This window comes from Streptomyces sp. NPDC001880, assembly GCF_053594575.1.
In genome coordinates this window covers 172,044-198,438 of record NZ_JBSFET010000001.1, presented here as the reverse complement: position 1 = coordinate 198,438, position 26,395 = coordinate 172,044, and the positions used below count along the sequence as shown (strand labels likewise).

Genomic DNA, 26,395 nt, shown 5'->3' with positions numbered 1-26,395 from the left:
GGCCGACCGGGACGGCATGAGCGTCGGTACCGATGCCGGCCGACCGGGCCCCGGCGAGGGCGCGACCGCCGGGGCGCTCCACAACCCAGTGGACCTTCGCGGGTCGTTGACGAACGACGGCGTCGTCTTCCCAGCCAGGTCCACGACGAGACTACGAAGTCGGACGGGAGTACTGGAACACCGGCGTACCCTCACGCGTCAGACGCCAGTCCACCGAAGCGAACTGCGCACCATCCACCGAACCCTTCGCCTGCACCCAACCGATGATCGTGTTACGGATCTCCTCGGAATTCGCCCACAACTGCTTGGCACCCGCCACATGCGGGAAGTTCCCACCACCACCGGCCCGATAATTGTTCACCGCCAGCACGAACTCCGCCGCCGGATCGACCGGCGCCCCCTCGAACGACAGATTCACGATCCGTGAACCAACCGGCTTCGCAATATCGATCTCATACGTCACACCCGACACCGCGTCATAGTTGTAATCCGGAGTATTGTCCGCATTCGTCAACTTCGTCGTGTCCACCGGGGCACCCACCGGAGTCTGCACGTAATACCGCGCCGAGAACTCCAGATAATCCTTCAGCTGCGCACCCGTCAGCAGACGCGCCTCAAGCGTGTTCTCGAACGGATACAGACCCGCCGCATCCTTGATCGTCACTTCGCCGGCCGGAATCTGCGCCGTACGAGAGAAGCACGACGCCTGCGAAAGCACCGGAAGCGCCGCATGAGCGCCACCCGCCAGCGCCGCCTTCACCGTCTCCGTCTGAACCACATTGATCAGATCGATGATCGGCTCGTCCTTCCAGGCCGCCTCCGCCGTCGTCATCGCCGCCGTCGACGTACCAATGACCTGATTGACGTACGCCACCACCTTCTTGTGCTCGTCCGCCAGCAGCCCCGTGATCCTCGGGTCCTCCGCCACGGTGTTGGAGTTCAGCACCTGCGAACCCGCCCTCTCCACCACCCAGCGGCCCTTCTCCCACACCAGATCGAAGTCGAACAGCGTCAACCGCTGCCCCCACTTCAACGGCTCCGAAAGCACCACCTTCTTACCGGTCTGCTTGTTCTCCACGAAATGCTCGGGGATCTCCAGATGCGCATGCCCGACCAGAATCGCGTCAATACCCGGCACCTGCTCCGCCACCAGACCCGCCGCATTCTCCACATACGGAATCTGATCACCGTACGACGACGTACCACTGCTCCCCGAATGCGCCGAAACAATCACCACATCCGCACCCATCGAACGAAGCCGCGGCACAAACTTCGCCGCCTGCTCCTCCAGCCCCGGAAACACCATCTTCCCACTGACATTCGCCTTGTCCCAGATCGCGATACCCGGATTGGTCAGCCCCAGAATCGCAACCTTCACATCCCGGCCCTGCGGAGTACGCAACCGCTTGATGACATACGGAGCGAACGCCGGCCGCAACGTCTTCGCATCCAGCGCATTCGCACCCAGCAGCGGGAAGTCACACTGCTCCTCGAACTTCCGCAGTACCGGAATGCCGTAGTTGAACTCATGGTTGCCCAACGCCGCCGCGTCGTACCCGATCGCGTTCATCGCCTGCGCCATCGGATGCACCGGACCACGCTTCGCCGTGATCGGATCAATCTTCGCGTAGTAGTACGACAACTGGGTGCCCTGGATCGTGTCACCCGCATCGATCAACAGCGTGTTACGACGACCCTTCTCCCGGCGCACCTGCTCCACCAACGTGGAGATCTTCGCCAGACCGACATCGTTGTGCGCCTTGTCGTCGAACTCCTTGTCGGTGAAGTAGTCCCAGTTGAAGACATTCCCATGCAGGTCCGTCGTCCCCATCACGGTGAACGAGTACCGCTTCGGCCCACGCCCATGGCCGTGCCCATGACCGTGACCGTGCGCCGCGGCAGGCACCGCAGAACCCCCCGCGATCGCCACACCCGCACCGGCAGCCGCCGATGTGCCCAGGAACGTCCTACGGTTCAGCGGCATTTCGTCTCCCACATCTCAGTTCTCACGCAGCTCAGTTCTCACACAGCTCTGTTCTCGCGCGACACGGCTCCCCGACAACAAGGACCACCGCGCACAACGCGCGTAGATGATGACCCAGGAGCCACACCCCGCAACACCCCCTGCGGGTTGCGATCTGATGACCACCCGCTGTCGGACCCGGATGCAACAGTGGACCCATGACCACCACCCCACCGCCCTACGGCACCCCCGAACACCCCCGCGTCGCCGTCCGCGGCGAAGCCCGCCTCGAAGCCGACCCCGAAACCGCCCGCATCACCATCACCGTCACCACCCGCGGCAAAGACCGCCGCAACGCCCTCGAAGACCTCACCCGCCGCAACAACCACGTACTCGAACTCGCCCGCTCCTACGGACAATCCATAGAAAAACTCGAAACCGGCGCAATCTCCATCACGCCCGAACTCACCCAGAAAGGCCGCAACGAACAAATCCACGCCTACCACGGCCGCGTCCACATCACCGCCGTCCTCAACGACTTCACCGCACTGGGCGAACTCACCACCAAAATCGCCGACCTCGACATGACCCGGATCAACGGCCCCTGGTGGGGCCTGCGCCCCGACTCACCCACCCACGCCGCCGCCCGCCGCCAAGCCGTCCACGAAGCCGTCCAACGCGCCCGCGAATACGCCGACGCCCTCGGCGCCCACCTCACCGCCCTCGTCGAACTCGCCGACCTCGGCGCGGAGAACACCACCCCGACCCCCCTCCCCGCACCCGGCACCACACGCGGCCGCGCCGCCTTCGACACAGCCGCACCCGAACCCCCCGCCCTCGACCTCGAACCACAACGCCAGACCGTCTACGCCCAGGTCAACGCCCGCTTCCTCATGACACCGCCAAAACTCTAGAAAAAATGCTCATCCGAGCACCTCGCCGCACAATTCAACACTTGTCAATAACCCTTCATCCAAAGGTCGTTGAGCAGTCACGGCACACCAATCAACTACCCGTAGGTAAGGTCTAGGGTCGAACCATGCGCCGAGCAAAAATCGTTTGTACCCTGGGCCCCGCCGTCGACACATACGACCAGATCAAGGCATTGGTCGAAGCGGGAATGGACATCGCCCGCCTCAACCTCAGCCACGGCACCTACGCCGAACACGAAGAGCGGTACCACCACGTACGCAAAGCCTCCGACGAGAACGGACGCAGCGTCGGCATCCTCGCCGACCTTCAAGGCCCGAAGATCCGCCTCGGATGTTTCCGAGAAGGCCCCGTACTCCTTGAACGCGGCGACAGCTTCACCATCACCGTCGAACCCGTCGAAGGCGACCGCCACACCTGCGGCACCACCTACGACGGCCTCGCCACCGACGTCACCACCGGCGAACGCATCCTCGTCGACGACGGCCGCGTCACCCTCGAAGTCACCGAAGTCGACGGCCCCCGCGTCCACACCACCGTCATCGAAGGCGGCATGGTCTCCGACCACAAGGGCCTCAACCTCCCCGGCGTCGCCGTCTCCGTCCCCGCACTCTCCGAGAAGGACATCGAAGACCTCCGCTGGGCCCTGCGCACCGGCGCCGACATCATCGCCCTCTCCTTCGTCCGCAGCGGACGCGACATCGAGGACGTCCACCGCATCATGGACGAGGAAGGCCGCCGCCTCCCCGTCATCGCCAAGGTGGAGAAGCCCCAGGCCGTCGAGAACATCGACGGCATCGTCGCCGCCTTCGACGGCATCATGGTCGCCCGCGGCGACCTCGGCGTGGAAATGCCCCTGGAGCAGGTGCCGATCGTCCAGAAGCGCGCGATCAAGCTCGCCAGGCGCAACGCCAAGCCGGTCATCGTCGCCACCCAGATGCTCGACTCGATGATCGACAACTCCCGCCCCACCCGCGCCGAGGCCTCCGACGTCGCCAACGCGGTCATCGACGGCACGGACGCGGTGATGCTCTCCGGTGAGACCAGCGTGGGCAAGTACCCGATCGAGACGGTCCGCACGATGTCCCGCATCGTCGAGGCCGCCGAGGAGGACATCCTCACCAAGGGCCTCCCGCCCCTGACCGACCGCAACAAGCCCCGCACCCAGGGCGGCGCGGTGGCCCGCGCGGCGGCCGAGATGGGCGACTTCCTCGGCGCGAAGTTCCTGGTCGCCTTCACCCAGAGCGGTGACACGGTCCGGCGCCTCTCCCGCTACCGCTCACCCATCCCGCTCCTCGCCTTCACCCCGGACCCGGCCACCCGCTCCCAGCTGAACCTGACCTGGGGCGTCGAGACCTTCCTCGGCCCGCACGTGGATTCGACGGACGCGATGGTCGCCCAGGTCGACGAGGAGCTGTTGAGGATCGGCCGCTGCCGGAAGGGCGACGTCGTCGTCATCACGGCCGGCTCCCCGCCGGGCGTTCCGGGCTCGACGAACCTGGTGCGGGTGCACCACATCGGCGAGGACGACAGCCCGAAGTAGGCCGGTCGTCAGTACTTCGGCCCGACGTGGGCGTCCATCAGAGCGACGGACGCCCGTCGGGCGACGGAGATGTTTGTACGCCTTGCCTGCCCGTGTGCAGTGCGTCCACTCAATGCCGAGCTTGTCGAGGGTGTCCGTGTAGAGCTGCCGGATGTCGTCGGAGACGTTGGTGAAGATGTAGCGCGGGTACTCGTAGCGTTTGCGTACTCCGCCGACCACCCGGGTCGTCCAGTTCATGTTGCGGCACCCATCGGAATGGATGAGGCTGCGGACGAAGTCCCACGGGTGGGCATCGACGATCTCCTGCTGCCAGGAGGCGAGGACGATGGGGCGCTCGTGTTTCCTGCCTGGGCCGTGCTGGGGGAAGAGGCATGTCCAGTGCCTCGTATAGGACTTGATCTCGACGCACCCGTTTTTCTGGCGTCGTCCGGTGCGTGGCATGGGCATCACCCTGTGCATCGCCGACTCTGCTTCATCGATCAGGCCAGGCCATGTGTCGCCGCAGAAGATCGACAAGTGGTGCTGTTTGGGCTTGGAGATGATGTGGCCGTCTCCGAGGTAGAGGCCCAGCAGATACGCGTACGCGACGCGGTCGAAGTCTCGCCCGGTACATAACGGGCAGTCGGTGGGCTGCTCGTATTGCACGCCACGTCGTTTGCGATCCTGGTGCAGCCACCAGCCGATAGTTCCGCGAGGGACGTTGAGGAGTTCTGCAACCGCTCGATTGGTGGTGCCGCCCCGCAAGAGGGCGAGTGCTTCGTCACGGATCGACGGATTGTGCCGTTCCATGCAATGGAGTCTTGTGCGGCTTTCGCTGGCGTGCGCCAGATTCGAAGGTGCGTTCACCGGCAAGGGTGAAGATCGCAAACGGGCGCTAGAACCTTGGAATCGAAGGAGAAGTGCCCCGAGTCGGATTCGAACCGACGCTGTATGGGTTTTGAATCCATGGCCTCTACCGCTGGGCTACCGGGGCCCCTTCGAAACGAAGGAACCCGAAGGACCTCCGTGCCTCAAACATACCGTAACTAGGTAGGCTCTTGGCAGCAGTACCCCTGTCTTGAACGAGGAGCTCCCCGTGACCGCCCCCGAGTCGCCCCAGCCCGCTGACGACGACAAGTCGCACGTTCCCCCGCTGACGACCCGCGTCGTCATCGCCGAGGACGAGGCGCTCATCCGTCTCGACCTCAAGGAGATGCTGGAGGAAGAGGGCTACGCGGTCGTCGGCGAGGCCGGGGACGGGCAGCGGGCCGTCGAGCTGGCGCGGGAGCACCGGCCGGACCTGGTCATCCTCGATGTGAAGATGCCGGTCCTGGACGGGATCTCCGCGGCGGAGAAGATCGCGGAGGAGTCCATCGCGCCGGTCCTGATGCTGACCGCGTTCTCGCAGCGTGATCTCGTCGAGCGGGCCCGGGACGCCGGGGCGATGGCGTATCTGGTGAAGCCGTTCAGCAAGAGCGACGTGGTGCCGGCCATCGAGATGGCGGTGTCGCGGTTCGCGGAGCTGAAGGCGCTGGAGTCCGAGGTCGCGGATCTTGCGCAGCGGCTGGAGACGCGGAAGCTGGTGGACCGGGCGAAGAGCATTCTGCAGACGGATTACGGGCTCTCCGAGCCTGCCGCGTTCCGGTGGATCCAGAAGACGTCGATGGACCGGCGGCTGTCGATGCAGCAGCTGGCCGAGGCGTTGATCGAGGATGCCGAGGAGAAGAAGAAGGCGGCCGAGTAGGCCGTACGTGAGTATGAGGAAGGCCCGCGTCCCGGTTGTCCGGGGCGCGGGCCTTCCTTGTGTGTGTCAGTCCTCGCCGAGGTAGGCCTTGCGGACGGACTCGTCGTGGAGGAGGTCCGCGCCGGTGCCGGAGAGGACGATCTTGCCGACCTCCATGACGTGGCCCTGGTCCGCGAGGGAGAGTGCGGCCTGGGCGTTCTGCTCGACGAGCAGGATGGTGGTGCCCTGGGCCTTGAGCTCGACGATGGTTTCCATGATCTTCTGCATCATGATCGGTGAGAGGCCCATGGAGGGTTCGTCGAGCATCAGGAGTTTGGGCTGGCACATGAGGGCCCTGCCCATGGCGAGCATCTGCTGTTCGCCGCCCGAGAGGGTTCCTGCGGCCTGCTTGCGGCGTTCACCGAGGATGGGGAAGAGGTCGTAGGCGCGCTGGATGTCCTTCTCGATGCCTGCCTTGTCGTTGCGGAGGTAGGCGCCGAGCTGGAGGTTCTCGGTGATGGTGAGCCGGGGGAAGATGTGGCGTCCCTCGGGGGAGTGGGCGAGGCCCAGGGAGACGACCTTGTGTGCGGGGATGTCGTTGAGTGGTTTGCCGTCGAAGACGATGCGGCCGCCGGCCGGCTTGAGCAGGCCGGAGAGGGTGCGCAGGGTGGTGGTCTTGCCGGCGCCGTTGGTGCCGATGAGGGTGACGACCTGGCCGGCTTCGACGGTGAAGGAGATGCCCTTGACGGCTTCGATCTTGCCGTAGGCGACGCGGAGGTCCTCGACCTCCAGAAGTGCGGTCATCGGGTGTCCTCCTCCTCGGTGCTGGTGCTTGTGGTGGTGTCGGTGGTGGCTGCGGTCTCGGCGGTGCTCGCCTCCGCGGCTCCGGCTTCTGCGGCTTCGACCTCGGCGGCTTCTTCGGCGCCGGGGGCGCCTTCGAAGGGGGTGCCGAGGTAGGCGGCGACGACGCGTTCGTCGCTCTGGACGGCGTCGGGGGTGCCTTCGATGAGCTTTTCGCCCTGGACGAGGCAGGCGACGCGGTCGCAGAGGTTGAAGATGAACCGCATGTCGTGCTCGATGACGAGGACGGCGATGCCCTGGTCGCGGATGGCGAAGATGAGTTCTTCGGTGACGCGGGTCTCTTGCGGGTTCATGCCGGCGGTGGGCTCGTCGAGGAGGAGGAGTCCGGGGTCGCTGGCCAGTGCGCGGGCGATTTCCAGCTTGCGCTGGTCTCCGTAGGGGAGGTTGCGTGCGAGGTGGTCGGCCTTGTCGGCGAGGCCGATGAACTCCAGGAGTTCCATGGCGCGTTCGCGGCTGGCCTGCTCGGCTCTGGTGAAGCCGGGGAGGCGCAGGAGGGCGGACCAGAGGCCTTCCTTGGTCCTGGTGTGGCGTCCGACGAGGACGTTCTCCAGGACGGTCATGTTGGCGAAGAGGCGGATGTTCTGGAAGGTGCGGGCGATGCCTGCCTGGGTGACGAGGTGGGGTTTGGGCGGCAGGACGGTGCCTTTGTAGCTGACCTTGCCCTCGGTGGGGACGTACAGGCCGGTGAGGCAGTTGAAGAAGGTGGTCTTGCCGGCACCGTTGGGGCCGATGAGGCCGACGATCTCGCCCGCGTTGACGGTGAGATCGACGTTGCGTACGGCGGTGAGTCCGCCGAAGCGCATGGTGACGCCGCTGGCGTCGAGGACGGTGGTGGCGGTCTTCGTGGTGGTCATGGTGGTCACGCCCCCGCCTTGGCGATGCCGGCGCCGGTCTCTTCGGACTGTCGTGGTTCCGGTACGTCGGGCTGGTCGTTCTCGTGGAATTCGAGCTGCTTCCTGCGGTCGGCGACGAGTCCTTCGGGGCGCAGGCGCATCAGGAGGATGAGTGCGATGCCGAAGAGGAAGAGCTGGTAGTCCTGCATGAACTGGAGTTTGGCCGGGATGAGGTAGAGCAGTGCGGCGCCGACGAGGGGTCCGCTGAGGGTTCCCATGCCGCCGAGGATGACGGCGGCGAGGAGGAAGGCGGAGTTGGGGGGTACGGAGCCGGCGAATTGGTACTGCTCGGGGGTCACGGTGTAGTTGACGTGTGCCTGGACGGTTCCGGCGAGTCCGGCGAGGGTGGCGCCGAGGGCGAAGGCGAGCAGTTTGAGCCGGAAGGCGTTGATGCCCATGGCGGTGGCTGCGGTTTCGTCCTCGCGGATGGCGACCCAGGCGCGGCCGATGCGGGATTCTCCGGAGCGGCGGAAGACGAGGACGACGACGGCGGTGAAGACGAGCATCAGCAGGTAGTAGTTGGCGGACCTGCCGAGGTCGAAGCCGAGGATGTTGTGTTTGAGGCCGAAGTCGAAGCCGAAGAAGTTGAGGTCGGGGATGCTGGGGATGCCCTGGGAGCCGTTGGTGAGGTCGGGTCCGCTGTTGCCGTTGAGGTTGTTGACGGTGAGGCGGAAGATTTCACCGAAGCCGAGGGTGACGATGGCGAGGTAGTCGCCGCGGAGTCGGAGGGTGGGTGCGCCGATGAGTACGCCGAAGACGAGTGATGCTCCGGCGCCGGTGAGGACGGCGGCCCAGAAGGGGAATTCGACGCCGATGGCGGACATGGTGGAGCCGGAGACGAGCGCGGCGGCGTAGGCGCCGACGCCGAGGAAGGCGACGTATCCGAGGTCGAGGAGGCCGGCGAGGCCTACGACGACGTTGAGGCCGAGTGCGACGGTGCCGAAGATGAGGATGTTGGCGCCGATGAGCGCGTATTCCTCTTTCTGCTGGGTGAAGGGGAAGCAGACGGCTGCGACGAGGGCTGCGGCGAGGGTGACGTTGCGGTGCTTCGCGGTCAGTGCGGTGAGGCGGGAGACGAGTCCGGCCCGGTGGAGTGCGGTGAAGGCGAAGCCGACGGTGATGAGGAAGCCGATGAAGAGTTCGGTGTAGTCGGTGTCGATGCCGTAGGCGAAGACGTAGAGGCCGATGCCGAACGCGGCGACGATGATGAGGATTTCGGCCCAGGAGGGGAGGGCCTTGGGGCGGGGGGCCTGGGGGGCGCCGAGGCTGTTGCGGAAGCGTTGCCAGGTGGTGGCCCCGGTGGTGAGTGGCTGGTCGGCGGGGAGGCCGAGTGCGGCGACGGCGGCGAGGAGTGCGCCGATGCCGCTGACCCAGGCGCCGGGTTCCAGGTTGACGATGCCGCCGAGGTCGTAGGCGATGGCGCCGAGGGTGTAGCCGGTGGTGCCGAGGGTGCCGAGGGCGAGGAGGCGGACGGGGCTGTTGGTGCCGCCGGGGGTGAGCCAGCGCAGGCCTTGGATGCCGTACCCGGACAGTGTGAGGAGCAGGGTGAGTGCGGCGCTGATGAGGGTGAGGACCTGGAGGCCGCCGGGGTAGCCGGTGACGGTGAGGTCGCCGGGGAATGCGTCGGTCCAGGTCCAGGCGAGGAAGGTGCCGGCGAGGGCGACGGCGGCGCCTGCGGCGGTGCTGATGCGGGCTGCTGCGGTGGGGATCGGCAGGAAGGGGGCGGGGCCGGGTGTGGTGGTGTGGTTGGTGGTCATCCGTATCACGCCCGATCCGCGACGCGTTCGCCGAGCAGGCCTTGGGGGCGGAGCAGGAGGACGATGATGAGGAGGACGAAGGCCCATACGTCCTTCCAGGCGCCGCCGCCGAAGAGGTCCATGCCGGGGACGTTGCTCATGTAGCCGGTGGCGAGGGATTCGGCGATGCCGAGTACGACGCCGCCGAGCATGGCGCCGTAGATGTTGCCGATGCCGCCGAGTACTGCTGCGGTGAAGGCTTTGAGGCCCATGATGAAGCCCATTTTGAAGCCGATCTGGCCGTTCTTGAGCCCGTAGGCGACGGCGGCGACGGCGGCGAACGCGGCGCCGATGGCGAAGGCCATGACGATGATGCGGTCGGTGTTGATGCCCATGAGCTTGGCGGTGTCGGGGTCCTGGCTGGTGGCTTGCATGCCGCGGCCGGAGCGGGTCTTGGAGACGAAGAGCCCGAGGGCGATCATGCAGACGGGTGCCGTGATGAGGACGAAGAGGTCACCGCGTTGGATGTGGGCGCCGAAGATGTCGATCGCTTCGCCCTTGAACTGGGGGAAGGAGCGGTCCTTCTTGGCGTCGGGGTACCACTTCCAGATGGCCTGCTGGAGTGCGAGGGAGAGTCCGATCGCGGTGATGAGCGGGGCCAGTCGGGGGGCGTTGCGCAAGGGCCGGTAGGCGAAGCGTTCGGCGGCTGCGCTGACGGCGACGGAGCATACGACGCCGCCGATGATCATGAGGGGGATGATTGCGAGGAGGGAGACACCGGCCGGCATCCAGAGGTACACGGTGAGAGCTCCGAAGCCTCCGATCATGAAGATCTCGCCGTGGGCGAAGTTGATGAGCTGGATGATTCCGTAGACCATCGTGTAGCCGATCGCGATGAGTCCGTACATCGCGCCGAGGATGAGTCCATTGGCCAGCTGTTGCGGCAGTTCGTTCACCGCAGGGCCTCCGTGGAGTGGTTCGGATATGGCACCGCGCGGGGGCGCTGGTGGCGCTCCCGCGCGGTCTGGGGTGGGTCAGGCGTGGGCCCGGGAGCTTGTTACGGCTTGTAGGCTTCGCTGAGCTTGGAGGTCCACTTGCCGCCGTCGACCTGGTAGGCGGTCATCATGGTGTTGGTGGTGTCGCCGTATTCGTCGAAGGAGACGGGGCCGGTGACGCCGTCGAACTTGACCTTGGCCATGGCTGCGAGGACCTTGGCGCGGGCGTCGTCGCCGGTGGGGAGCTTGCCGCCGTTGTCGGCGACGGCGATCTTGACGGCTTCGATGATCGACCAGGTGGCGTCGTAGGTGCCGCCGCCGTAGGCCTCGTAGGCGTCCTTGTATCCGGCGGTCTTGTAGTCGGCGATGAACTTCTTGGCGGAGTCGAGTTCTTCGACGGGCTTGCCGACGGAGGTGGCGATGTCGCCCTGGGCCTTCTTGTTGAGCTTGATGAAGTCGGCGCTGTACATGCCGTCGCCGCCCATGAGGGGGATCTGGACGCTGTCCTTGAGCTGCTGGCTCAGGGGTGCGCCGGCGGGGTATTCGCCGCCGTAGTAGACGGCCTTGGCGCCGGACTTCTTGACCTGGGTGACGACGGCGTTGAAGTCGCGGTCGTCGGGGTTGACGTGGTCGGAGCCGACGATCTTGCCGCCGAGGGTGGTGAAGGTGTTCTTGAAGGAGGCTGCGAGACCGGCGCCGTAGGGCTTCTGGTCGTCGATGAGGTAGACCTTCTTGACCTTCTCGTTGTTGAAGAGGTACTTCGCCGCGAAGGCGCCCTGGATCTGGTCCGTGGTGGCGGTGCGGAAGTAGGTCTTGAAGGGGCGCTTCTTGTCGCCGGTCTTCCAGTTCTCGCCCTGGGTGAGTTCGGTGCCGGTGTTGGCGGGGGAGACCTGGGTGAGGCCGGCGTCGTTGAGCGGCTTCTGCATCGACTGGGAGACGCCGGAGTTCAGGGGGCCGACGACGCCGAGGACGGTTTCGTCGTCGATGAACTTCTGGGCGTTCTGCTGGCCGACGGAGGGCTGCGCCTGGTCGTCGAGGGGCTTGACCTCGAATTTGATGCCGGGGACGGTGTTTTCCTTGTTGGCCGTCTTGGCGGCGAGGTCGGCGGAGTTCTTGATGCCGAGGCCGAGGGCGGACAGGTCGCCGGTGATGGGCGCGTCGACGCCGATGACGACGGTCTGGGTGCCGCCGCTGTCGCTGCTCTTGTTGTTGTCGTCGCGCGACCCGCAGGCGGTGAGGGTCAGTGCTCCGGTGGTGAGCACGGTGGTGAGTATGAGTGAGGAACGGTGTCGCACGAAAGGTCCTTTCCCTGGCGCGGCCTCCTCTGCTTGAGGTGCCGTGTCGTTCGCCGGGCCGTACTGGGTGGTACAGGGCCGTGCTGCAGACGCGCCCGGCGGCGCGGTGACTGGCGGTGACTCTAGGCGCAGGTGTGGGGGTCGGGGATGGATCCGCCGCAGGATGTGACTGTCTTGTTATGCCGTTGAGCAAGGCTTGAGGTGGCTGTGCGGACATGTACGGCTTTTTGCCGGTCGGTGAAGTGACCGTATTTTGAGAACTCCCAGCTCTGCTAAGGGGCTTGAGCTGATCACGGTGCTGTCGCGCGAGGTGGGGCGGGGTGCGGTGCGTGAGGGCACGGCGAGGTGCCCGGCGGCTGCGGGGGCCGGGTTCGGGTGTCGCGCGGGGGTGTCCGCGGATCGGATGTTGATTACGCAGCGTTACGTCGGTGGTGATGTGGTCGACGCGGTGTTGTGTGCGTGGAGTGCAGGGGTGGTGTGTGCGGGGTGCTGAGTGGGCCACACAACAAGGCGTGCGGTCAAGGGAGTTGGCGTCTTCTGTTGTCAATCCCCGGTGGTCCGCCGGGTGTTGTGGGCGGGTATGGAGCTGCCCGGCCGGATTGCGTTCCGGCCGGGCAGTGGTGTCGCGGTGTGTTCGGTGTGTTCGGGTCCGTCAGGTGGCGTCGGGCCGGGGGGCGTCGCGGAGCATGCAGGTGAGGCGTGCGGTGCAGACCCGCTTGTCCTGTTCGTCGGTGATGGCGATTTCGTAGGTGGCGGTGGAGCGGCCGCGGTGTACGGGGGTGGCGACGCCGGTGACGAGTCCGCTGCGTACGCCGCGGTGGTGGGTGCAGTTCAGGTCGACGCCGACGGCGAGTTTGGTGGCGCCGCCGTGGAGCATGGAGCCGATGGAGCCGAGGGTCTCGGCGAGGACGGCGGAGGCGCCGCCGTGGAGGAGTCCGTAGGGCTGGGTGTTGCCCTCGACGGGCATGGTGCCGACGACGCGGTCCGCGGAGGCTTCGACGATGGTGACGCTCATGCGTTCGCCGAGGTGGCCGGCGGAGAAGAGTGCGGGCAGGTCGACGCCGAGTGCGGCGTACTCGTCGATGATCTCCTGGGGGAACTTGGGTGTGGTGTGCTCGCCCATGGGCCGGCTCCGATCGTCTGCGGTGGTTCACGGCTTCGTTGCTGTGTGCATCGTTCCTATCAGACGACTGAGCGGGTGCTCAGGCCCTACCCGGTGATCGTGCGACCGCCCCGGGCTCGGGGTGTCCGGCGCCCGAGCCCGTCGGGTGTCACCTCCAGGCCGGCGCGTCTTGCGGCGCTGTTCCTGTCCGCCCGTCGTTCACCGCGCGGAGTGGGCCGGGGCGGGCCGTGCACCGGTGTTCTCGAAGCGGATGACGACGGACTTGCTGGCCGGGGTGTTGCTGGTGTCGGCGGTGGAGTCGAGGGGGACCAGCACGTTGGTCTCCGGGTAGTAGGCGGCGGCGCAGCCCCGGGCGGTCGGGTAGTGCACGATGCGGAAGCCGGGGGCGCGGCGCTCCACGCCGTCCTTCCATTCGCTGACGAGGTCGGTGTACGCGCCGTCGGGCAGGTGGAGGGTGCGGGCGTCGTCGGGGTTGACCAGGACGACGCGGCGGCCGCCCTTGATGCCGCGGTAGCGGTCGTCGAGGCCGTAGATGGTGGTGTTGTACTGGTCGTGGGAGCGCAAGGTCTGCAACAGCAGTCTGCCTTCGGGGAGTTCGGGGTATTCGACGGGTGCGGCGGTGAAGTTGGCCTTGCCGGTCGCGGTGGGGAAGCGGCGTTCGTCGCGCGGGGCGTGGGGGAGGGTGAAGCCGCCGGGGTGTGCGATGCGGGCGTTGAAGTCCTCGAAGCCGGGGACGACGCGGGAGATGCGGTCGCGGATTGTTGCGTAGTCCTTCTCGAACTCCTCCCAGGGGGTGGCCGATGCGGGGCCGAGGACGGCGCGGGCGAGGCGGGCGACGATGGCGGGCTCGGAGAGCAGGTGAGGGCTTGCGGGCGTGAGGTTGCCGCGCGAGGCGTGGACCATGCTCATGGAGTCCTCGACGGTGACGAACTGCCGGCCGCTCGCCTGGACGTCCTTGTCGGTGCGTCCCAGCGTCGGCAGGATCAGTGCGCGGGTGCCGGTCACGGCGTGCGAGCGGTTGACCTTGGTGGAGACGTGGACGGTGAGGCGGGCGCGGCGCATCGCGGCCTCGGTGACGTCGGTGTCGGGGGTGGCCGCGACGAAGTTGCCGCCCATGGCGAAGAAGACCTTGGCGTCGCCGTCGCGCAGGGCCTGGATGGAGCGGACGACGTCGTAGCCGTGGTGTCGTGGTGAGGTGATCCCGAATTCCTTGTCGAGGGCGTCGAGGAAGGCGGGGGCGGGGCGTTCGAAGATGCCCATGGTGCGGTCGCCCTGCACGTTGGAGTGGCCCCGGACGGGGCAGACTCCGGCGCCGGGGCGGCCGATGTTGCCGCGCAGCAGCAGGAAGTTCACGACTTCGCGGATGGTCGGTACGGAGTGCTTGTGCTGGGTGAGGCCCATGGCCCAGCAGACGACGGTGCGTTTGGAGGCGAGGGCCATGGTGAGCGCCTGCTCGATGGCGGTGCGGTCGAGGCCGGTGGCGGCGAGGGTCTGTTCCCAGTCGGCCTCGCGGGCCGCGCGGGCGAATTCCTCGTAGCCGTGGGTGTGTTCCCGTACGAAGGTTTCGTCGACGGCGCCCTCGGTCTCCAGGATCATTCTGTTCAGCAGCCGGAAGAGGGCCTGGTCGCCGCCGATCCGGATCTGGAGGAAGAGGTCGTTGAGTGCGGTGCCCTTGACCATGCCGAGTGGGGTCTGCGGGTTCTTGAACCGTTCCAGGCCGGCCTCGGGGAGCGGGTTCACTGAAATGATCTTTGCGCCGGCGGCTTTGGCCTTCTCCAGGGCGGAGAGCATCCGGGGGTGGTTCGTGCCGGGGTTCTGTCCGGCGACGATGATCAGGTCCGACTGGTGGAGGTCCTCCAGCGAGACGCTGCCCTTGCCGATGCCGATGGTTTCCGTGAGTGCCGAGCCGGAGGACTCGTGGCACATGTTGGAGCAGTCGGGGAGGTTGTTGGTGCCGAATTCGCGGGCGAACAGCTGGAGCAGGAATGCGGCCTCGTTGCTGGTGCGGCCCGAGGTGTAGAAGAGGGCCTCGTCGGGGGAGGTGAGCGCGTTCAGCTCCTCGGCGATGACGGCGAAGGCGCGCTCCCAGGTCACCGCCTCGTACCGGTCGGCACCTTCGGGGAGGTACATAGGCTGGGTGATCCGGCCCTGCTGGCCCAGCCAGTACCCGCTGCGGGTGGCGAGGTCGGCGACCGGGTGCGCGGCGAAGAAGTCGGGGGTGACCCGGCGCAGGGTCGCCTCCTCGGCGACGGCCTTGGCGCCGTTCTCGCAGAATTCCGCCGTGTGCCGCTCGTCGCCCTCGGGCCAGGCGCAGCCGGGGCAGTCGAAGCCGTTCTTCTGGTTGACCTTGAGGAGGGTCTGCGCGGTGCGTCGCACGCCCATCTGCTGGTGGGCGACGTGCAGGCTGTGGGCGACGGCCGGCAGGCCGGCGGCGGCGTGCTGTGCCGGCTCGACCCGCGGTGCGTCCTGGACCGGATCTCCTGTGGGCGGCTTGGTGGCCATTGCGTGCTCCCCTTCGGGCCGGCTGCGAAGCCGCGCGGTGCGCGGTGTGCATCGAGGCTGTCCGTGTTCCTTTTTTGATCCTGTCATGCGGCACCGGTTCACGGCACCGACGGGGAGGGCGGCCAGCGGGGCCGGTCGGGATTGTCGGTGGTCCGTGGCAGGATCGGGGGCGTGGCTGAGACGGCATCGAAGAAGACGGCAGACAACCGACCGCGCCTGCTCCTGATGGACGGGCACTCCCTGGCGTACCGGGCGTTCTTTGCGCTGCCTGCGGAGAATTTCACGACAGGGTCGGGGCAGCCGACGAACGCGGTGTACGGCTTCGCGTCGATGCTCGCGAACACGCTGCGTGACGAGGCGCCGACGCATTTCGCGGTGGCGTTCGATGTTTCCCGCAAGACCTGGCGCTCGCAGGAGTTCCCGGAGTACAAGGCGAACCGTTCGAAGACCCCGGACGAGTTCAGGGGGCAGGTCGAGCTGATCGGCGAGCTGCTGGACGCGATGCATGCGGACCGTTTCGCGGTCGACGGCTTCGAGGCGGACGATGTCATTGCCACGCTGGCCACGCAGGCCGAGGCGGCCGGTTTCGAGGTGCTGATCGTCACGGGTGACCGGGATTCGTTCCAGCTGATCACGGACAACGTCACTGTGCTGTACCCGACCAAGGGGGTCTCGGAGCTGACGCGCTTCACCCCGGCGAAAGTCGAGGAGAAGTACGGGCTGACGCCGCAGCAGTACCCCGACTTCGCGGCGCTGCGGGGCGACCCGTCGGACAATCTCCCGGGCATCCCCGGGGTGGGTGAGAAGACCGCCGCGAAGTGGATCAATCAGTTCGGTTCGTTCGACGAGCTGGTCGAGCGTGCCGGGGAGGTCAAGGGCAAGGCCGGGCAGAATTTCCGGGACCACCTGGACGCGGTGCGGCTGAACCGCCGGCTGACCGAGATGGTCCGTGATGTGGAGCTGTCGAAGACCCCGCAGGATCTGGAGCGCGCGCCGTACGACCGTGCCGCGGTGACGGGTGTGCTGGATGTCCTGGAGATCCGTAACCCGAGTCTGCGCGAGCGGCTGCTGGCCGTGGACCCGGGCGCCGAGGACGAGGCCCCGGCGCCTGCCGCGGGCGTCGAGCTGGACGGCGCGGTGCTGGGCGCGGGCGAGCTCGCGCCCTGGCTCGCCGAGCACGGCGGGCAGCCGCTCGGTGTGGCCACGGTCGACACCTGGGCGGTGGGCAGCGGCACGGTCACCGAGATCGCACTGGCCGCGGCGGACGGTGCGGCGGCCTGGTTCGACCCGGCCCTGCTCGACGAGGGTGACGAGCAGGCGTTCGCCGCCTGGATCGCCGACGCGGACCGGCCCAAGGTCATGCACAACGCGAAGAGCGCCATGCGGGTCTTCCCCGAGCACGGCTGGCGGGTCGGCGGCGTCACGATGGACACCGCGCTGGCCGCGTATCTGGTGAAGCCCGGCCGCCGTTCCTTCGCGCTGGACGCGCTGACGGTGGAGTACCTGGGCCGTGAGCTGGCCCCGGCCGCGGCATCCGACGGGCAGCTGGCCTTCGGTGCGGACGACCAGGCCGAGGCCGAGTCCCTGATGGCGCAGGCTCGCGCGGTCCTGGACCTGGGCGACGCGTTCACCACCCGGCTCGCGGAGGTCGGTGCGGCGGAGCTGCTGCATGACATGGAGCTGCCGACGTCCGCGCTGCTGGCCCGTCTGGAGCGGCACGGCATCGCCGCCGACCGGGCTCATCTGGAGGGCATGGAGCAGCAGTTCGCCGGTGCGGTGCAGCAGGCGGTGAAGGAGGCGCACGCCGCGGTCGGCCGTGAGTTCAACCTCGGTTCGCCCAAGCAGCTCCAGGAGGTCCTCTTCGGTGAGCTGGGCCTGCCGAGGACGAAGAAGACGAAGACCGGGTACACCACGGATGCCGACGCGCTGGCCTGGCTCGCCGCGCAGACCGAGCACGAACTGCCGGTGATCATGCTGCGTCACCGTGAGCAGGCCAAGCTGCGGGTCACGGTCGAGGGCCTGATCAAGACGATCGCGGCGGACGGCCGTATCCACACCACGTTCAACCAGACGGTGGCGGCGACGGGCCGGCTGTCCTCCACCGACCCCAACCTGCAGAACATCCCGGTCCGTACGGACGAGGGCCGGGCGATCCGCCGCGGTTTCGTCGTCGGCGAGGGTTTCGAGACGCTTATGACGGCCGACTACAGTCAGATCGAGCTGCGGGTGATGGCGCACCTCTCCGAGGACGCGGGCCTGATCGAGGCGTTCACCTCCGGCGAGGACCTGCACACCACGGTCGCCTCGCAGGTCTTCGGCGTCGACAAGTCGGCCGTCGACCCGGAGATGCGCCGCAAGATCAAGGCCATGAGCTACGGACTGGCGTACGGGCTCTCCGCGTTCGGACTCTCCCAGCAGCTGAACATCGAGGCGGGTGAGGCGCGCGGCCTGATGGACACCTACTTCGAGCGGTTCGGCGGAGTGCGTGACTATCTGCACCGGGTGGTCGAGGAGGCCAGGGCCACGGGGTACACGGAGACGGTCTTCGGCCGCCGCCGTTACCTCCCCGACCTCAACAGTGACAACCGCCAGCGCCGCGAGATGGCCGAGCGGATGGCGCTCAACGCACCGATCCAGGGCACGGCTGCGGACATCGTGAAGGTGGCCATGCTCCAGGTCGACCGGGCGCTGACCGAGGCGAAGCTGAAGTCCCGGATGCTGCTCCAGGTCCACGACGAAATCGTGCTGGAGATCGCCGGGGGCGAGCGGGCGCGGGTGGAGGAGATCGTGCGCCACGAGATGTCCACGGCTGTGCAGTTGCGCGCTCCGCTGGATGTCTCGGTGGGCGTCGGCACGGACTGGGAGTCCGCGGCGCACTGACCTGCCCGGTGCCGGGCGGGCCGGGGACACGCAGTCCCCTGCCCGTCCGGACCCCTGTGATCCAGTGCCCCGACAGGCGACGTTCGCACCGTCGCGACGCCTGGCGCGTGCTCTCGCCGCACCGCCCGAAAGCCCGAGTGCATCCAGTACGAGGACTTCCGGCCGGCACGCCGAGAGCACGCGCCGCGCACAGCTCCTCGGCGGGCAAACGTTGCCTGCCTTCAGGTTCGTTCGGTGGTCGCCGGTGCGGCTGTGCGCGGTCGGCGCAGCCGCATCCACGCCCCGTACAGCACCAGGCCTGCCGCCAGCCCCGCCCCGGCGCCGAAGCAGGCTGTCGGGATGATGTCCAGCGGGGTGTCGATGTGCCCGAAGTGCGCGTACCAGCGTGCGCACCGGTGGGCGGCACCGAGCAGTACGCAGACACTCAGCAAGGCCGCCGCCGACCACCGTGCCCGGCGGTTCAGCTCCGGCACGGACGGTGGGGCCGGGCGCGCCCCGGTCCGCCGCAGCCCCGACGCCGTGAACCAGGCGAGTACGGCCAGGGCCACCGCCGAACTGCCGTACTGCACCAGCTGGAACACCGGAAGTCCGCCGATGCTCCCGTCGAGCAGCGGCACCAGGCGCACGCCCCACCGATCGTGATGGGTGAAGGCGTCCCAGACGACATGAGTGGCGGCCCCGATCACCGCCGACAGCACGAACCCGGCGGCCTCCCGGACACCCAGGGCTCCGCGCCGCCCCCGCAGGAACGCGTGCACCCGCCCCTGCCGGGCTCTCGGCAGCAGCGCCACCAGCGGTTCGCGCAGCAGCAGCCACAACGCCACCACAGCCGCGGTGATCAGCACATCGACCGTGAACACACCCCACACCGCGTGGGTGACCAGGCCGAACTCCATGGCGCCGGGAACCGCGCTGTCCGCGTAGTACGTCATGTCGGGGGCGAACGACCCCGCGACGAGGGCCGAGGCGAACAGCGGCCCGCGCGCCGTCCCGTCCCGCCGCATCCCGGGGAGAACGGCGGCGGCATGACTCAGCGTGAACGGCATGGCGGCAAGTATGGGCGAGCCGTCGTCGCCCGCCCGACCACCGCCGTACAACTTGCTGTCCGGAACGTGAAAAAGAGGTAAGAACCGGTCAGCACACGGTGTCCCTACGGCACGAGTTGCCGTAGGGTCGCCTGAGTCCTGCTGCTGGGGAGCGCGGACAGTTGTCGAAGGGGAGGGGCCAGAGGTTATGGCAGCGCAATTCGGTCGCCGACTTCGCAAGGGGGCGACCACCACTGCTGTGGCCGCCGCCGCCGTGGCGGCGCTCGCCGCCTCGGGAGCCCCCGATGCCACGCTGGTCACCGACAGCGGCGACCAGCAGTCCACCGGGACGACTCCTGCGCCCGATGACAGCGCGGCCACCGGCAACTCGCCGTACTACACGGACCTGCCCCCGCTGAACACCCCCAACAAGCCCGGCACCTCCACGAATCTGCCCATCACCGGCAGCGCGGAATCCGGCATCCCGGCCTCGATCCTGGCCGCGTACAAGAAGGCCGAGCGGACCGTCGCCGACAGCGACGCCGCCTGCCGGCTGCCCTGGCAGCTGCTCGCCGCGATCGGCAAGGTCGAGTCCGGCCAGGCCCGCGGCGGCAGGGTCGACGCGAACGGCACCACGTTCTCGCCGATCCTCGGCCCGGTCCTCGACGGCCGGGGCTTCGCCATGATCAAGGACACCGACAACGGGGCGTACGACGGGGACTCGACCCACGACCGCGCCGTCGGCCCGATGCAGTTCATCCCGTCCACCTGGGCGACCTGGGGCCAGGACGGCAACGGCGACGGCCGCAAGGATCCCAACAACATCTACGACGCGGCGCTCGCCGCCGGACGCTACCTCTGCGCCGGCTCCCGCGATCTCTCCCTCGCCGCGGACCTCGACCGGGCGGTCCTGAGCTACAACCACTCGAACGCCTATCTGCGTACCGTCCGCTCGTGGTTCGAGTACTACAACCGTGGCACCCACGAGATCCCCGACGGAACCGGCGCCGTGCCGCCCGGCCTCGGCGGAGGTGCGGACCGCGACTCCGGCCCGAGCCCGTCGCCCTCGCCGTCCGGATCGACCGAGCCGAAGCCGAAGCCGAGCCCGGACCCGACGAAGCCGGGTGGCGGCGGGACGACCAGCCCGACCCCGCCGACGACCCCGCCCACGACGCCGCCGGCCCAGACCCTCGCGTCCGTGGAGAACGCCGGGACCGGCACGCTGAGCGCCACCGCGGGCGACGCCTTCGCCGAGCGGATCAAGGTGCGGGCCAGGAACAGCCTCGGTGGCCCGCTCGCCAAGGTGTCCGTGACCTTCACCATCGCCGGTGACACCGACGCCGCCTTCGACGGCGGGAAGAAAGCGGTCACCCTCCGCACCGGAGCCGACGGCACAGTCACCGCCCCCGTGCTGAAGGCGGGCGAGAAGGCCGGGAAGTTCGCGGTGCGCGCCACCGCCACCGGCCGCTCGCTGCCCCCCGTCACCTACACCGCGACCGTCACCGCCCGCCAGGCCGACGAGATCGCCAGGACCGGCGACAAGGTGCTGACCGCGGCGCCCGGCACCGAGTTCGCCGACGCCGTCGAGGTCAAGGCCACCTACAGGGGCGCGGTCGCGGCCGGTGTCGCCGTCACCGCCACCATGATCACCGACGCCGAGGAGCCGGCCGAGAACGACAAGGGCCCCTACTTCAAGGACGCCGACGACAAGCCGGTCCGCACCCTCGCCGGGCTGAAGACCGGCGCCGACGGCACCCTGAAGCTCCCCGCGATCCACGCCGACGACAACGCGGGCACCTACAAGCTGCGCCTCACCACCGAGGGCGGCGCCACGATCGTCATCGAGCTGAAGGTCGAGGCCCCCGAGGCACCGGCCGCCTGACCCCGCCCGGCCGCACGAAACAGCAGCCCCTTTGCCACCACCCGGCAGAGGGGCTGTTCTACGTGTTCTCATCTCGCGCCCGCGTTGCTACGGTGCCCCAACCCTGACGACCCATCAGATCCATGCTCTCCGGGAGGACCGGCATGCGTGCTCTCGTCGCCGCCGCCATCGGGCTGGCCGCAGCCCTCGCGCTCGTCCTCACCATCAGCGCGATCGGCGCCCCACCGGGAGAGACGTCGCCCAAACCCCTGCTGACCACCGTCCCGGGCCCCAAGAACTAGTGCCCCTCCGGCACTGACCACCGCAAGAAGCAACCGAAGCCGAGGGAGGGCACCACCATGCGCCGCCGAGCCAGCCTCGTACTCCTGGCGTTCGCCGTCTTCTTCGCCGCCATGTCGCCACTGCTGCGCTGGTACGCCTTCCCGAGGCTGGCGAAGATCCCGCCCAGCCAGTACCAGGAGACGGTGCTGGAGGCGAAGCCCGCCACCCTCCTCGACTACAACGACAACATGAAGGTGAAGCAGGTCCCCAAGGTCACCATCGTGCAGACCCTCAAGGGCAACGTCGAGGAGTCCGAGAAGATCGAACGCAGCGCCGGCCGCGACGTCGTCGTCTGGGACGCCCTCAGCTTCGTGATCGGCCCGGACGGCAAGATGGTCTCCGAGATCCCCGAGCGCTACATCTTCGACGCCCACAGCCAGGCCCCCGTCCACGCCACCGGCGAATCCGTCGACGGCGACCCGGTCCGGCGCGAGGGCATCGAGTTCAAGTGGCCCTTCCTCACCCAGAAACGCGACTACGAGTACTTCGACGCCCAGGCCCGCACCAGCTCGCCCATCCACTACCGGGGCACCCGTACCTTCCACGGCATGGAGGTCTACTACTTCGAGCAGACCATCCCGTGGACCAAGGTCCCGATGCCGAAAAAGATGCCGATCAAGGGCGTCACCCCGGAACAGATCGCGAAAACGGGCATGACCCGCTGGTACACCACCAAGCGGATGTTCTGGGTGGACCCGGTCACCGGAGCACCGGTCAACGGCGAGGAGATCCACAAGGAGGAGCTGCGCAACGCCAGGAAGATGGGGATGCCCCAGGACACCATGACCGTGTTCGCCGGGCACGTGAAGATGCGCCCGGACTACGTCGAATCGATCGTCGACCTGGTCAAGTCCCAGCGCCTGCTGGTCCTGCTGCTCACCTCGTACCTGCCCTGGGGCTTCCTGGTCCTCGGTGCCGGACTGCTCGCGCTCGCCCTGTGGCTGGAGGCCCGCTCCCGCCGCCCGGACGGGACACCGCCCCCCGCCCCTGCTGCCGCTTGAGCCGTGCCCCGGAGGGCTCGCCGGCAGGCGGCACGGCGTCGCACTGTCTACCGGCGAGCCCTCTTCGTGAACCGGGTCGCCTCCACGGTCGTCGGATCCTCCGGCCACGGATGCTTCGGGTAGCGGCCGCGCAGCTCCGCCCGAACGGCCCGGTAACCGTCCCGCCAGAACGACGCCAGGTCCGCGGTGACGGCCGCGGGGCGGCCGGCCGGGGAGAGGAGATGGACCAGGACCGGCACCCCGGCCACCCTCGGGGTCTCCCGCAGACCGAACAGCTCCTGGAGCTTCACCGCGAGTACCGGCTGCGCCCCGCCGTACTCCACCCGGACACGGGAACCGCTGGGCACCTCGATCCGCTCCGGCGCCAGCTCGTCCAGCCGCACCGCCTCGCCCGTCGCCCACGGCAGCAGCCGCCGCAGCGCCTGCCCCGCGTCGATCCGCGCCAGATCGGAGCGCCGCCGGGCCCGTGACAGCTCGGGCTCCAGCCACTGCCCGGTACGCCCCAGCAGCGCACCCTCCGACACATCCGGCCAGGGCGCGCCCAGCTCACGGTGGAGAAAGGCGAGCCGCTCCCGCAACTGCTCGCTCTCCCGCGTCCAGCGCAGCAGCCCGAGCCCTTCCCGCCGCAATCCCTCGACCAGCGCCTCGCGCACCAGCCCGGGCGCCGGCTGCTTCAGCGGACGCACCGACAGCTCGACGGCGCCCAGCCGCTCCACCCGGCGGGCCACCACATCGCCGCCGGACCAGTGGACCTCCTCGCCGCTTCGGAGCAGATGCCCGGCGGCCGCCCGTGCGGTGTCCTCGTCGACGACGGCCGCGAGCCGCACCCGCGCGGACGCCGCGTGGGCGGGCCGGTCGGCGACCGCGACCGCCAGCCAGGGTGCACCGCACAGCCCCGAACCGTCCCGCAGCTCCGCGCCCGTCCCCGACGCCATCAGGAACACCCCCTCGCCGCGCGCCCTCGCCACCCGCTCCGGGAACGCCAGCGCGGCCACCAGGCCGACGGCCGCGTCGTCCGGACCGGAACCCCCGGCCACGTCCCGCACCGACGAGGACAGCCGCCGGACCTCCTGCCGCCAGCGCGCCGCGTAGCCGTCCCCGCCCCGCCGCACGCTGCGCAGTGCGGCCGCCAGAACGTCCCCGTACTCCCGCGGCGGCTCCTCGCTCAGCAGCGCCACCACCTCGGCCGCCCGCCGCCCGCCCACCTCGGCGGCGCCGTCCAGCAGTGCCCGCGCCAGCCGCGGATGCAGGCCCAGACGGGACATCCGTACGCCCCGGTCGGTCACCCGCCCGTCCGCGTCCACCGCGCCGACCGCCGCCAGCACCTCGCGCGCCGCGCTCATCGCACCCGCCGGCGGCGGGTCGAGCAGCGCCAGGCCCGACGCGCCCGGATCGCCCCAGCACGCCGCCTGCAGGGCGAACGCGGCCAGATCGGCGACCATGATCTCCGGGGACGGGAACCGGGCGAGCCGCCCGTCCTCCGCCTGCGCCCAGCACCGGTACACCGCCCCGGGCGCCTCCCGTCCGGCCCGGCCCGCCCGCTGCCTTCCCGCCGCCTGCGAGGCCCGCACCGTCGTCAGCGCGCTCAGCCCCCGCGCGTGATCGGTACGCGGCTCCCTGGCCAGCCCCGAGTCCACCACGACCCGCACCCCGGGCACCGTGAGGGACGACTCCGCCACCGAGGTCGCCAGCACCACCCGCCGGCCCTTCGACGACCCGGCCAGCACCGCGTCCTGCACCGCCGCCGGAGCCCGCCCGTGCACCTGGAGCACCTCGGCGGCCACCCCGGCCAGCTGCCCCGCCACCCGGCCGATCTCACCGACACCCGGCAGAAAACACAGCACGTCCCCGTCCCGCTCCGCGAGCGCCCGGCGCACCGTCGCGGCGACATGCGTCAGCAGCGCCGGATCCACCCTCATCCCGTGCGGCGGCCGCACCGCAGCGGCCGGCGGCGCCCAGACCACCTCCACCGGATGCGAGACACCCTGGGCCTCGACCACCGGGGCATCGCCCAGCAGCCGTGCCCAGCCCTGCGCGTCCGTCGTCGCGGAGGCGGCGACCAGCCGCAGATCGGGCCGGATCGCCTCCCGCACATCGAGCAGGAACGCGGCGACCGTGTCCGCGTCCAGATGCCGCTCATGGCACTCGTCGATGATCACCGCATCGACCCCGGCCAGCTCCTGGTCGCGCTGGAGCCGCTGGAGCAGCACACCGGTGGTCACCACCTCCACCACCGTCTCGCGCCCCACCACCCGCTCCCCGCGGACCGTGAACCCCACCCGGCCGCCGGCCTGTTCGCCGATGAGCCAGGCCATCCGCCGCGCCGCAGCCCGCGCGGCGATCCGCCGAGGCTCGGCCACCACCACCCTGCGCACCGGACCGCCCCCGGTCAGACCGGCCAGGACCAGCGGTACGAGTGTCGTCTTGCCGGTGCCGGGCGGTGCGCACAGCACCGCCACGCCGTGGTCGTCGAGCGCCCGCTCCAGGGCGGGCACAGCGGTGCGTACGGGCAACTGGTCCAGGGCGTCGGTACGGATCACGCCCCCAGTCTCGTACGGCGCGCCCCCGCCCGGCCCCGGGCCCCCGTGCCGGGCCCGCTCAGCCCCCGCCCGCTCAGCCCCGTTCGCAGACGAAGATCGCCGTGCCGGGGATGAGGTTGCCGCGCAGCGGGGACCAGCCGCCCCACTCCTGATGGTTCCAGGCGGGCCACTCCGGTTCGACGAGGTCGACCAGCCGGAAGCCGCCGGCCACCACGTCGCGCACCCGGTCGCCCAGCGTGCGGTGGTGCTCGACGTACACGGCGTCTCCCCGCTGGTCCTGCTCCACATACGGAGTGCGGTCGAAGTAGGAGGCCGCGACCGAGAGGCCCTCAGGCCCCGGCTCGTCCGGGAACGCCCAGCGGACCGGGTGCGTCACCGAGAAGACCCAGCGGCCCCCGGGGCGCAGCACGCGGTGCACCTCGCGGAAGACCTGCACGGGGTCGGCGACGAAGGGCACCGCGCCGTAGGCGGAGCACGCCAGGTCGAAGGAGCCGTCCCGGAACGGCAGCGCCCCGGCGTCCGCCTCCACCAGCGGCACCTCGTCGCCGATCCGCAGTGCGTGCTGCAACTGCCGGTGCGAGAGGTCCAGGGCAACCGGGCGGGCGCCCTGCGCGGCGAGCCAGCGGGAGCACTGCGCGGCGCCCGCACCGATCTCCAGGACGTCCAGGCCGCGCAGCGAGGCGGCGGGGCCCAGGAGACCGGCCTCCGCCTCGTCGAGCCCCTCGGGCCCCCAGACGAAACGGCCGTCGCCGAGGAACGCACCGTGGTCGCTCTGGTACTCGTCGGCGTTCCGGTCCCACCAGCCGCGACTGGCCCGGCTGCTCTCGGCCTCCGACGCCTCGCGACGGGTCGCTTCCGGTTCGGCCGCGTAGATCTCTTGGCTCATCGTGTCCGCCGTTGTAGTTTGCCCGTACCCCACCGCATACGGTATGCAGCTGGGGGTACCTGTGAGTCCGGTTTCCGTGCCCATGGAATGTCTCCTGGGGCCGATGTGGCCTCGGGGAACACGAGTTGTGCCGGATATGAGCCGTTGCGCCCCCGGTGTGCGCCTTCGCGCATTGACCGTGCCCGGCTGCCCCCGTATGCTACAAGTTGCGCTGCGAGCCTGCGCGCCTCAGACCTAGCAGGCCGCGCTCGCATCTGTTGTATGTCCCCTCGGTTCACGAGGCGCCTCCCGTCCGGCGGGATCGGCACTTCCCGAGC

At 69.0% G+C, this 26,395-nt stretch carries 18 protein-coding genes, 1 tRNA gene and 1 pseudogene; 7 read left to right on the top strand and 13 right to left on the bottom strand.

All coding sequences use genetic code 11. The annotated features are described in order from the left end of the window. Positions 1-151: 151 nt before the first annotated feature. Positions 152-1,984, bottom strand: coding sequence for a bifunctional metallophosphatase/5'-nucleotidase (locus ACWCQ6_RS00940; protein WP_451084628.1), 1,833 nt, complete (start codon positions 1,982-1,984; stop codon positions 152-154). Positions 1,985-2,181: 197 nt separating this feature from the next. Here ACWCQ6_RS00940 and ACWCQ6_RS00935 point away from each other — a divergent pair, with 197 nt between their 5' ends. Continuing rightward, positions 2,182-2,877, top strand: a complete 696-nt coding sequence (locus tag ACWCQ6_RS00935; protein ID WP_451084627.1) for an SIMPL domain-containing protein — start codon at positions 2,182-2,184, stop codon at positions 2,875-2,877. 125 nt (positions 2,878-3,002) lie between these two features. Continuing rightward, positions 3,003-4,436, top strand: coding sequence for a pyruvate kinase (pyk, locus tag ACWCQ6_RS00930; protein WP_451084626.1), 1,434 nt, complete (start codon positions 3,003-3,005; stop codon positions 4,434-4,436). 8 nt (positions 4,437-4,444) lie between these two features. Here the strand turns inward: pyk and ACWCQ6_RS00925 are convergent. Together ACWCQ6_RS00925 and ACWCQ6_RS00920 are read right to left on the bottom strand one after the other, a co-directional pair. Continuing rightward, a pseudogene (locus ACWCQ6_RS00925) lies at positions 4,445-5,225 on the bottom strand (helix-turn-helix domain-containing protein). Positions 5,226-5,336: 111 nt separating this feature from the next. Next, a tRNA-Leu gene (locus tag ACWCQ6_RS00920) sits at positions 5,337-5,409 on the bottom strand. A gap of 102 nt (positions 5,410-5,511) precedes the next feature. On the opposite strand from ACWCQ6_RS00920, the gene ACWCQ6_RS00915 reads away from it, so the two are divergent. Then, positions 5,512-6,159, top strand: a complete 648-nt coding sequence (locus ACWCQ6_RS00915) for an ANTAR domain-containing response regulator (protein ID WP_266736593.1) — start codon at positions 5,512-5,514, stop codon at positions 6,157-6,159. Between the two features lie 66 nt (positions 6,160-6,225). Here the strand turns inward: ACWCQ6_RS00915 and ACWCQ6_RS00910 are convergent, their stop codons facing one another. The 7 genes from ACWCQ6_RS00910 to ACWCQ6_RS00880 all read right to left on the bottom strand — a co-directional run bounded on the left by ACWCQ6_RS00910 (position 6,226) and on the right by ACWCQ6_RS00880 (position 15,543). Next, positions 6,226-6,942, bottom strand: coding sequence for an ABC transporter ATP-binding protein (locus ACWCQ6_RS00910; RefSeq protein WP_451084625.1), 717 nt, complete (start codon positions 6,940-6,942; stop codon positions 6,226-6,228). After that, positions 6,939-7,862 carry an ABC transporter ATP-binding protein gene (locus tag ACWCQ6_RS00905; protein ID WP_451084624.1) on the bottom strand — a complete coding sequence of 308 codons (924 nt, stop codon included), beginning with the start codon at positions 7,860-7,862 and terminating at the stop codon, positions 6,939-6,941. The genes ACWCQ6_RS00910 and ACWCQ6_RS00905 overlap by 4 nt, the downstream gene beginning before the upstream one ends. Continuing rightward, complete coding sequence (locus tag ACWCQ6_RS00900; RefSeq protein ID WP_451084623.1) at positions 7,859-9,649, bottom strand: branched-chain amino acid ABC transporter permease; 1,791 nt, start codon at positions 9,647-9,649, stop codon at positions 7,859-7,861. Before ACWCQ6_RS00900 ends, ACWCQ6_RS00905 begins: the two co-directional genes overlap by 4 nt. Positions 9,650-9,654: 5 nt before the next feature. Then, the gene (locus ACWCQ6_RS00895; RefSeq protein WP_451084622.1) at positions 9,655-10,584 is read right to left on the bottom strand and encodes a branched-chain amino acid ABC transporter permease; all 930 of its coding nucleotides are present in this window, start codon (positions 10,582-10,584) and stop codon (positions 9,655-9,657) included. A 101-nt stretch (positions 10,585-10,685) separates the two neighbouring features. After that, entirely contained in the window at positions 10,686-11,918 is a 1,233-nt protein-coding gene (locus ACWCQ6_RS00890; RefSeq protein ID WP_451084621.1) for a branched-chain amino acid ABC transporter substrate-binding protein, read from the bottom strand. Between the two features lie 652 nt (positions 11,919-12,570). After that, positions 12,571-13,041 carry a PaaI family thioesterase gene (locus ACWCQ6_RS00885; RefSeq protein WP_451084620.1) on the bottom strand — a complete coding sequence of 157 codons (471 nt, stop codon included), beginning with the start codon at positions 13,039-13,041 and terminating at the stop codon, positions 12,571-12,573. Positions 13,042-13,239: 198 nt separating this feature from the next. Further along, complete coding sequence (locus ACWCQ6_RS00880) at positions 13,240-15,543, bottom strand: FdhF/YdeP family oxidoreductase (protein WP_451084619.1); 2,304 nt, start codon at positions 15,541-15,543, stop codon at positions 13,240-13,242. Between the two features lie 171 nt (positions 15,544-15,714). On the opposite strand from ACWCQ6_RS00880, the gene polA reads away from it, so the two are divergent. Next, positions 15,715-18,423, top strand: a complete 2,709-nt coding sequence (gene polA, locus ACWCQ6_RS00875) for a DNA polymerase I (RefSeq protein WP_451084618.1) — start codon at positions 15,715-15,717, stop codon at positions 18,421-18,423. A gap of 221 nt (positions 18,424-18,644) precedes the next feature. Here polA and ACWCQ6_RS00870 read toward each other — a convergent pair whose 3' ends face one another. After that, the gene (locus ACWCQ6_RS00870) at positions 18,645-19,469 is read right to left on the bottom strand and encodes a DUF4184 family protein (protein WP_451084617.1); all 825 of its coding nucleotides are present in this window, start codon (positions 19,467-19,469) and stop codon (positions 18,645-18,647) included. Positions 19,470-19,656: 187 nt separating this feature from the next. Between ACWCQ6_RS00870 and ACWCQ6_RS00865 the strand changes: the two genes are divergently transcribed. From ACWCQ6_RS00865 to ACWCQ6_RS00855, 3 genes are all read left to right on the top strand, one after another. Beyond that, complete coding sequence (locus ACWCQ6_RS00865) at positions 19,657-21,330, top strand: lytic transglycosylase domain-containing protein (protein ID WP_451084616.1); 1,674 nt, start codon at positions 19,657-19,659, stop codon at positions 21,328-21,330. Positions 21,331-21,473: 143 nt separating this feature from the next. Continuing rightward, on the top strand, positions 21,474-21,611 hold the full coding sequence (locus ACWCQ6_RS00860; RefSeq protein WP_136330601.1) for an SPW_0924 family protein: 138 nt from the start codon (positions 21,474-21,476) through the stop codon (positions 21,609-21,611). Positions 21,612-21,668: 57 nt separating this feature from the next. Further along, positions 21,669-22,652, top strand: coding sequence for a DUF3068 domain-containing protein (locus ACWCQ6_RS00855; RefSeq protein WP_451084615.1), 984 nt, complete (start codon positions 21,669-21,671; stop codon positions 22,650-22,652). A 47-nt stretch (positions 22,653-22,699) separates the two neighbouring features. On the opposite strand, the gene hrpB is transcribed toward ACWCQ6_RS00855, so the two are convergent. Together hrpB and ACWCQ6_RS00845 are read right to left on the bottom strand one after the other, a co-directional pair. After that, positions 22,700-25,192 (bottom strand): ATP-dependent helicase HrpB, encoded by a 2,493-nt coding sequence (hrpB, locus tag ACWCQ6_RS00850; RefSeq protein WP_451084614.1) that lies wholly within the window; start codon positions 25,190-25,192, stop codon positions 22,700-22,702. 73 nt (positions 25,193-25,265) lie between these two features. Further along, complete coding sequence (locus ACWCQ6_RS00845) at positions 25,266-26,078, bottom strand: class I SAM-dependent methyltransferase (protein WP_451084613.1); 813 nt, start codon at positions 26,076-26,078, stop codon at positions 25,266-25,268. Positions 26,079-26,395 lie beyond the last annotated feature (317 nt).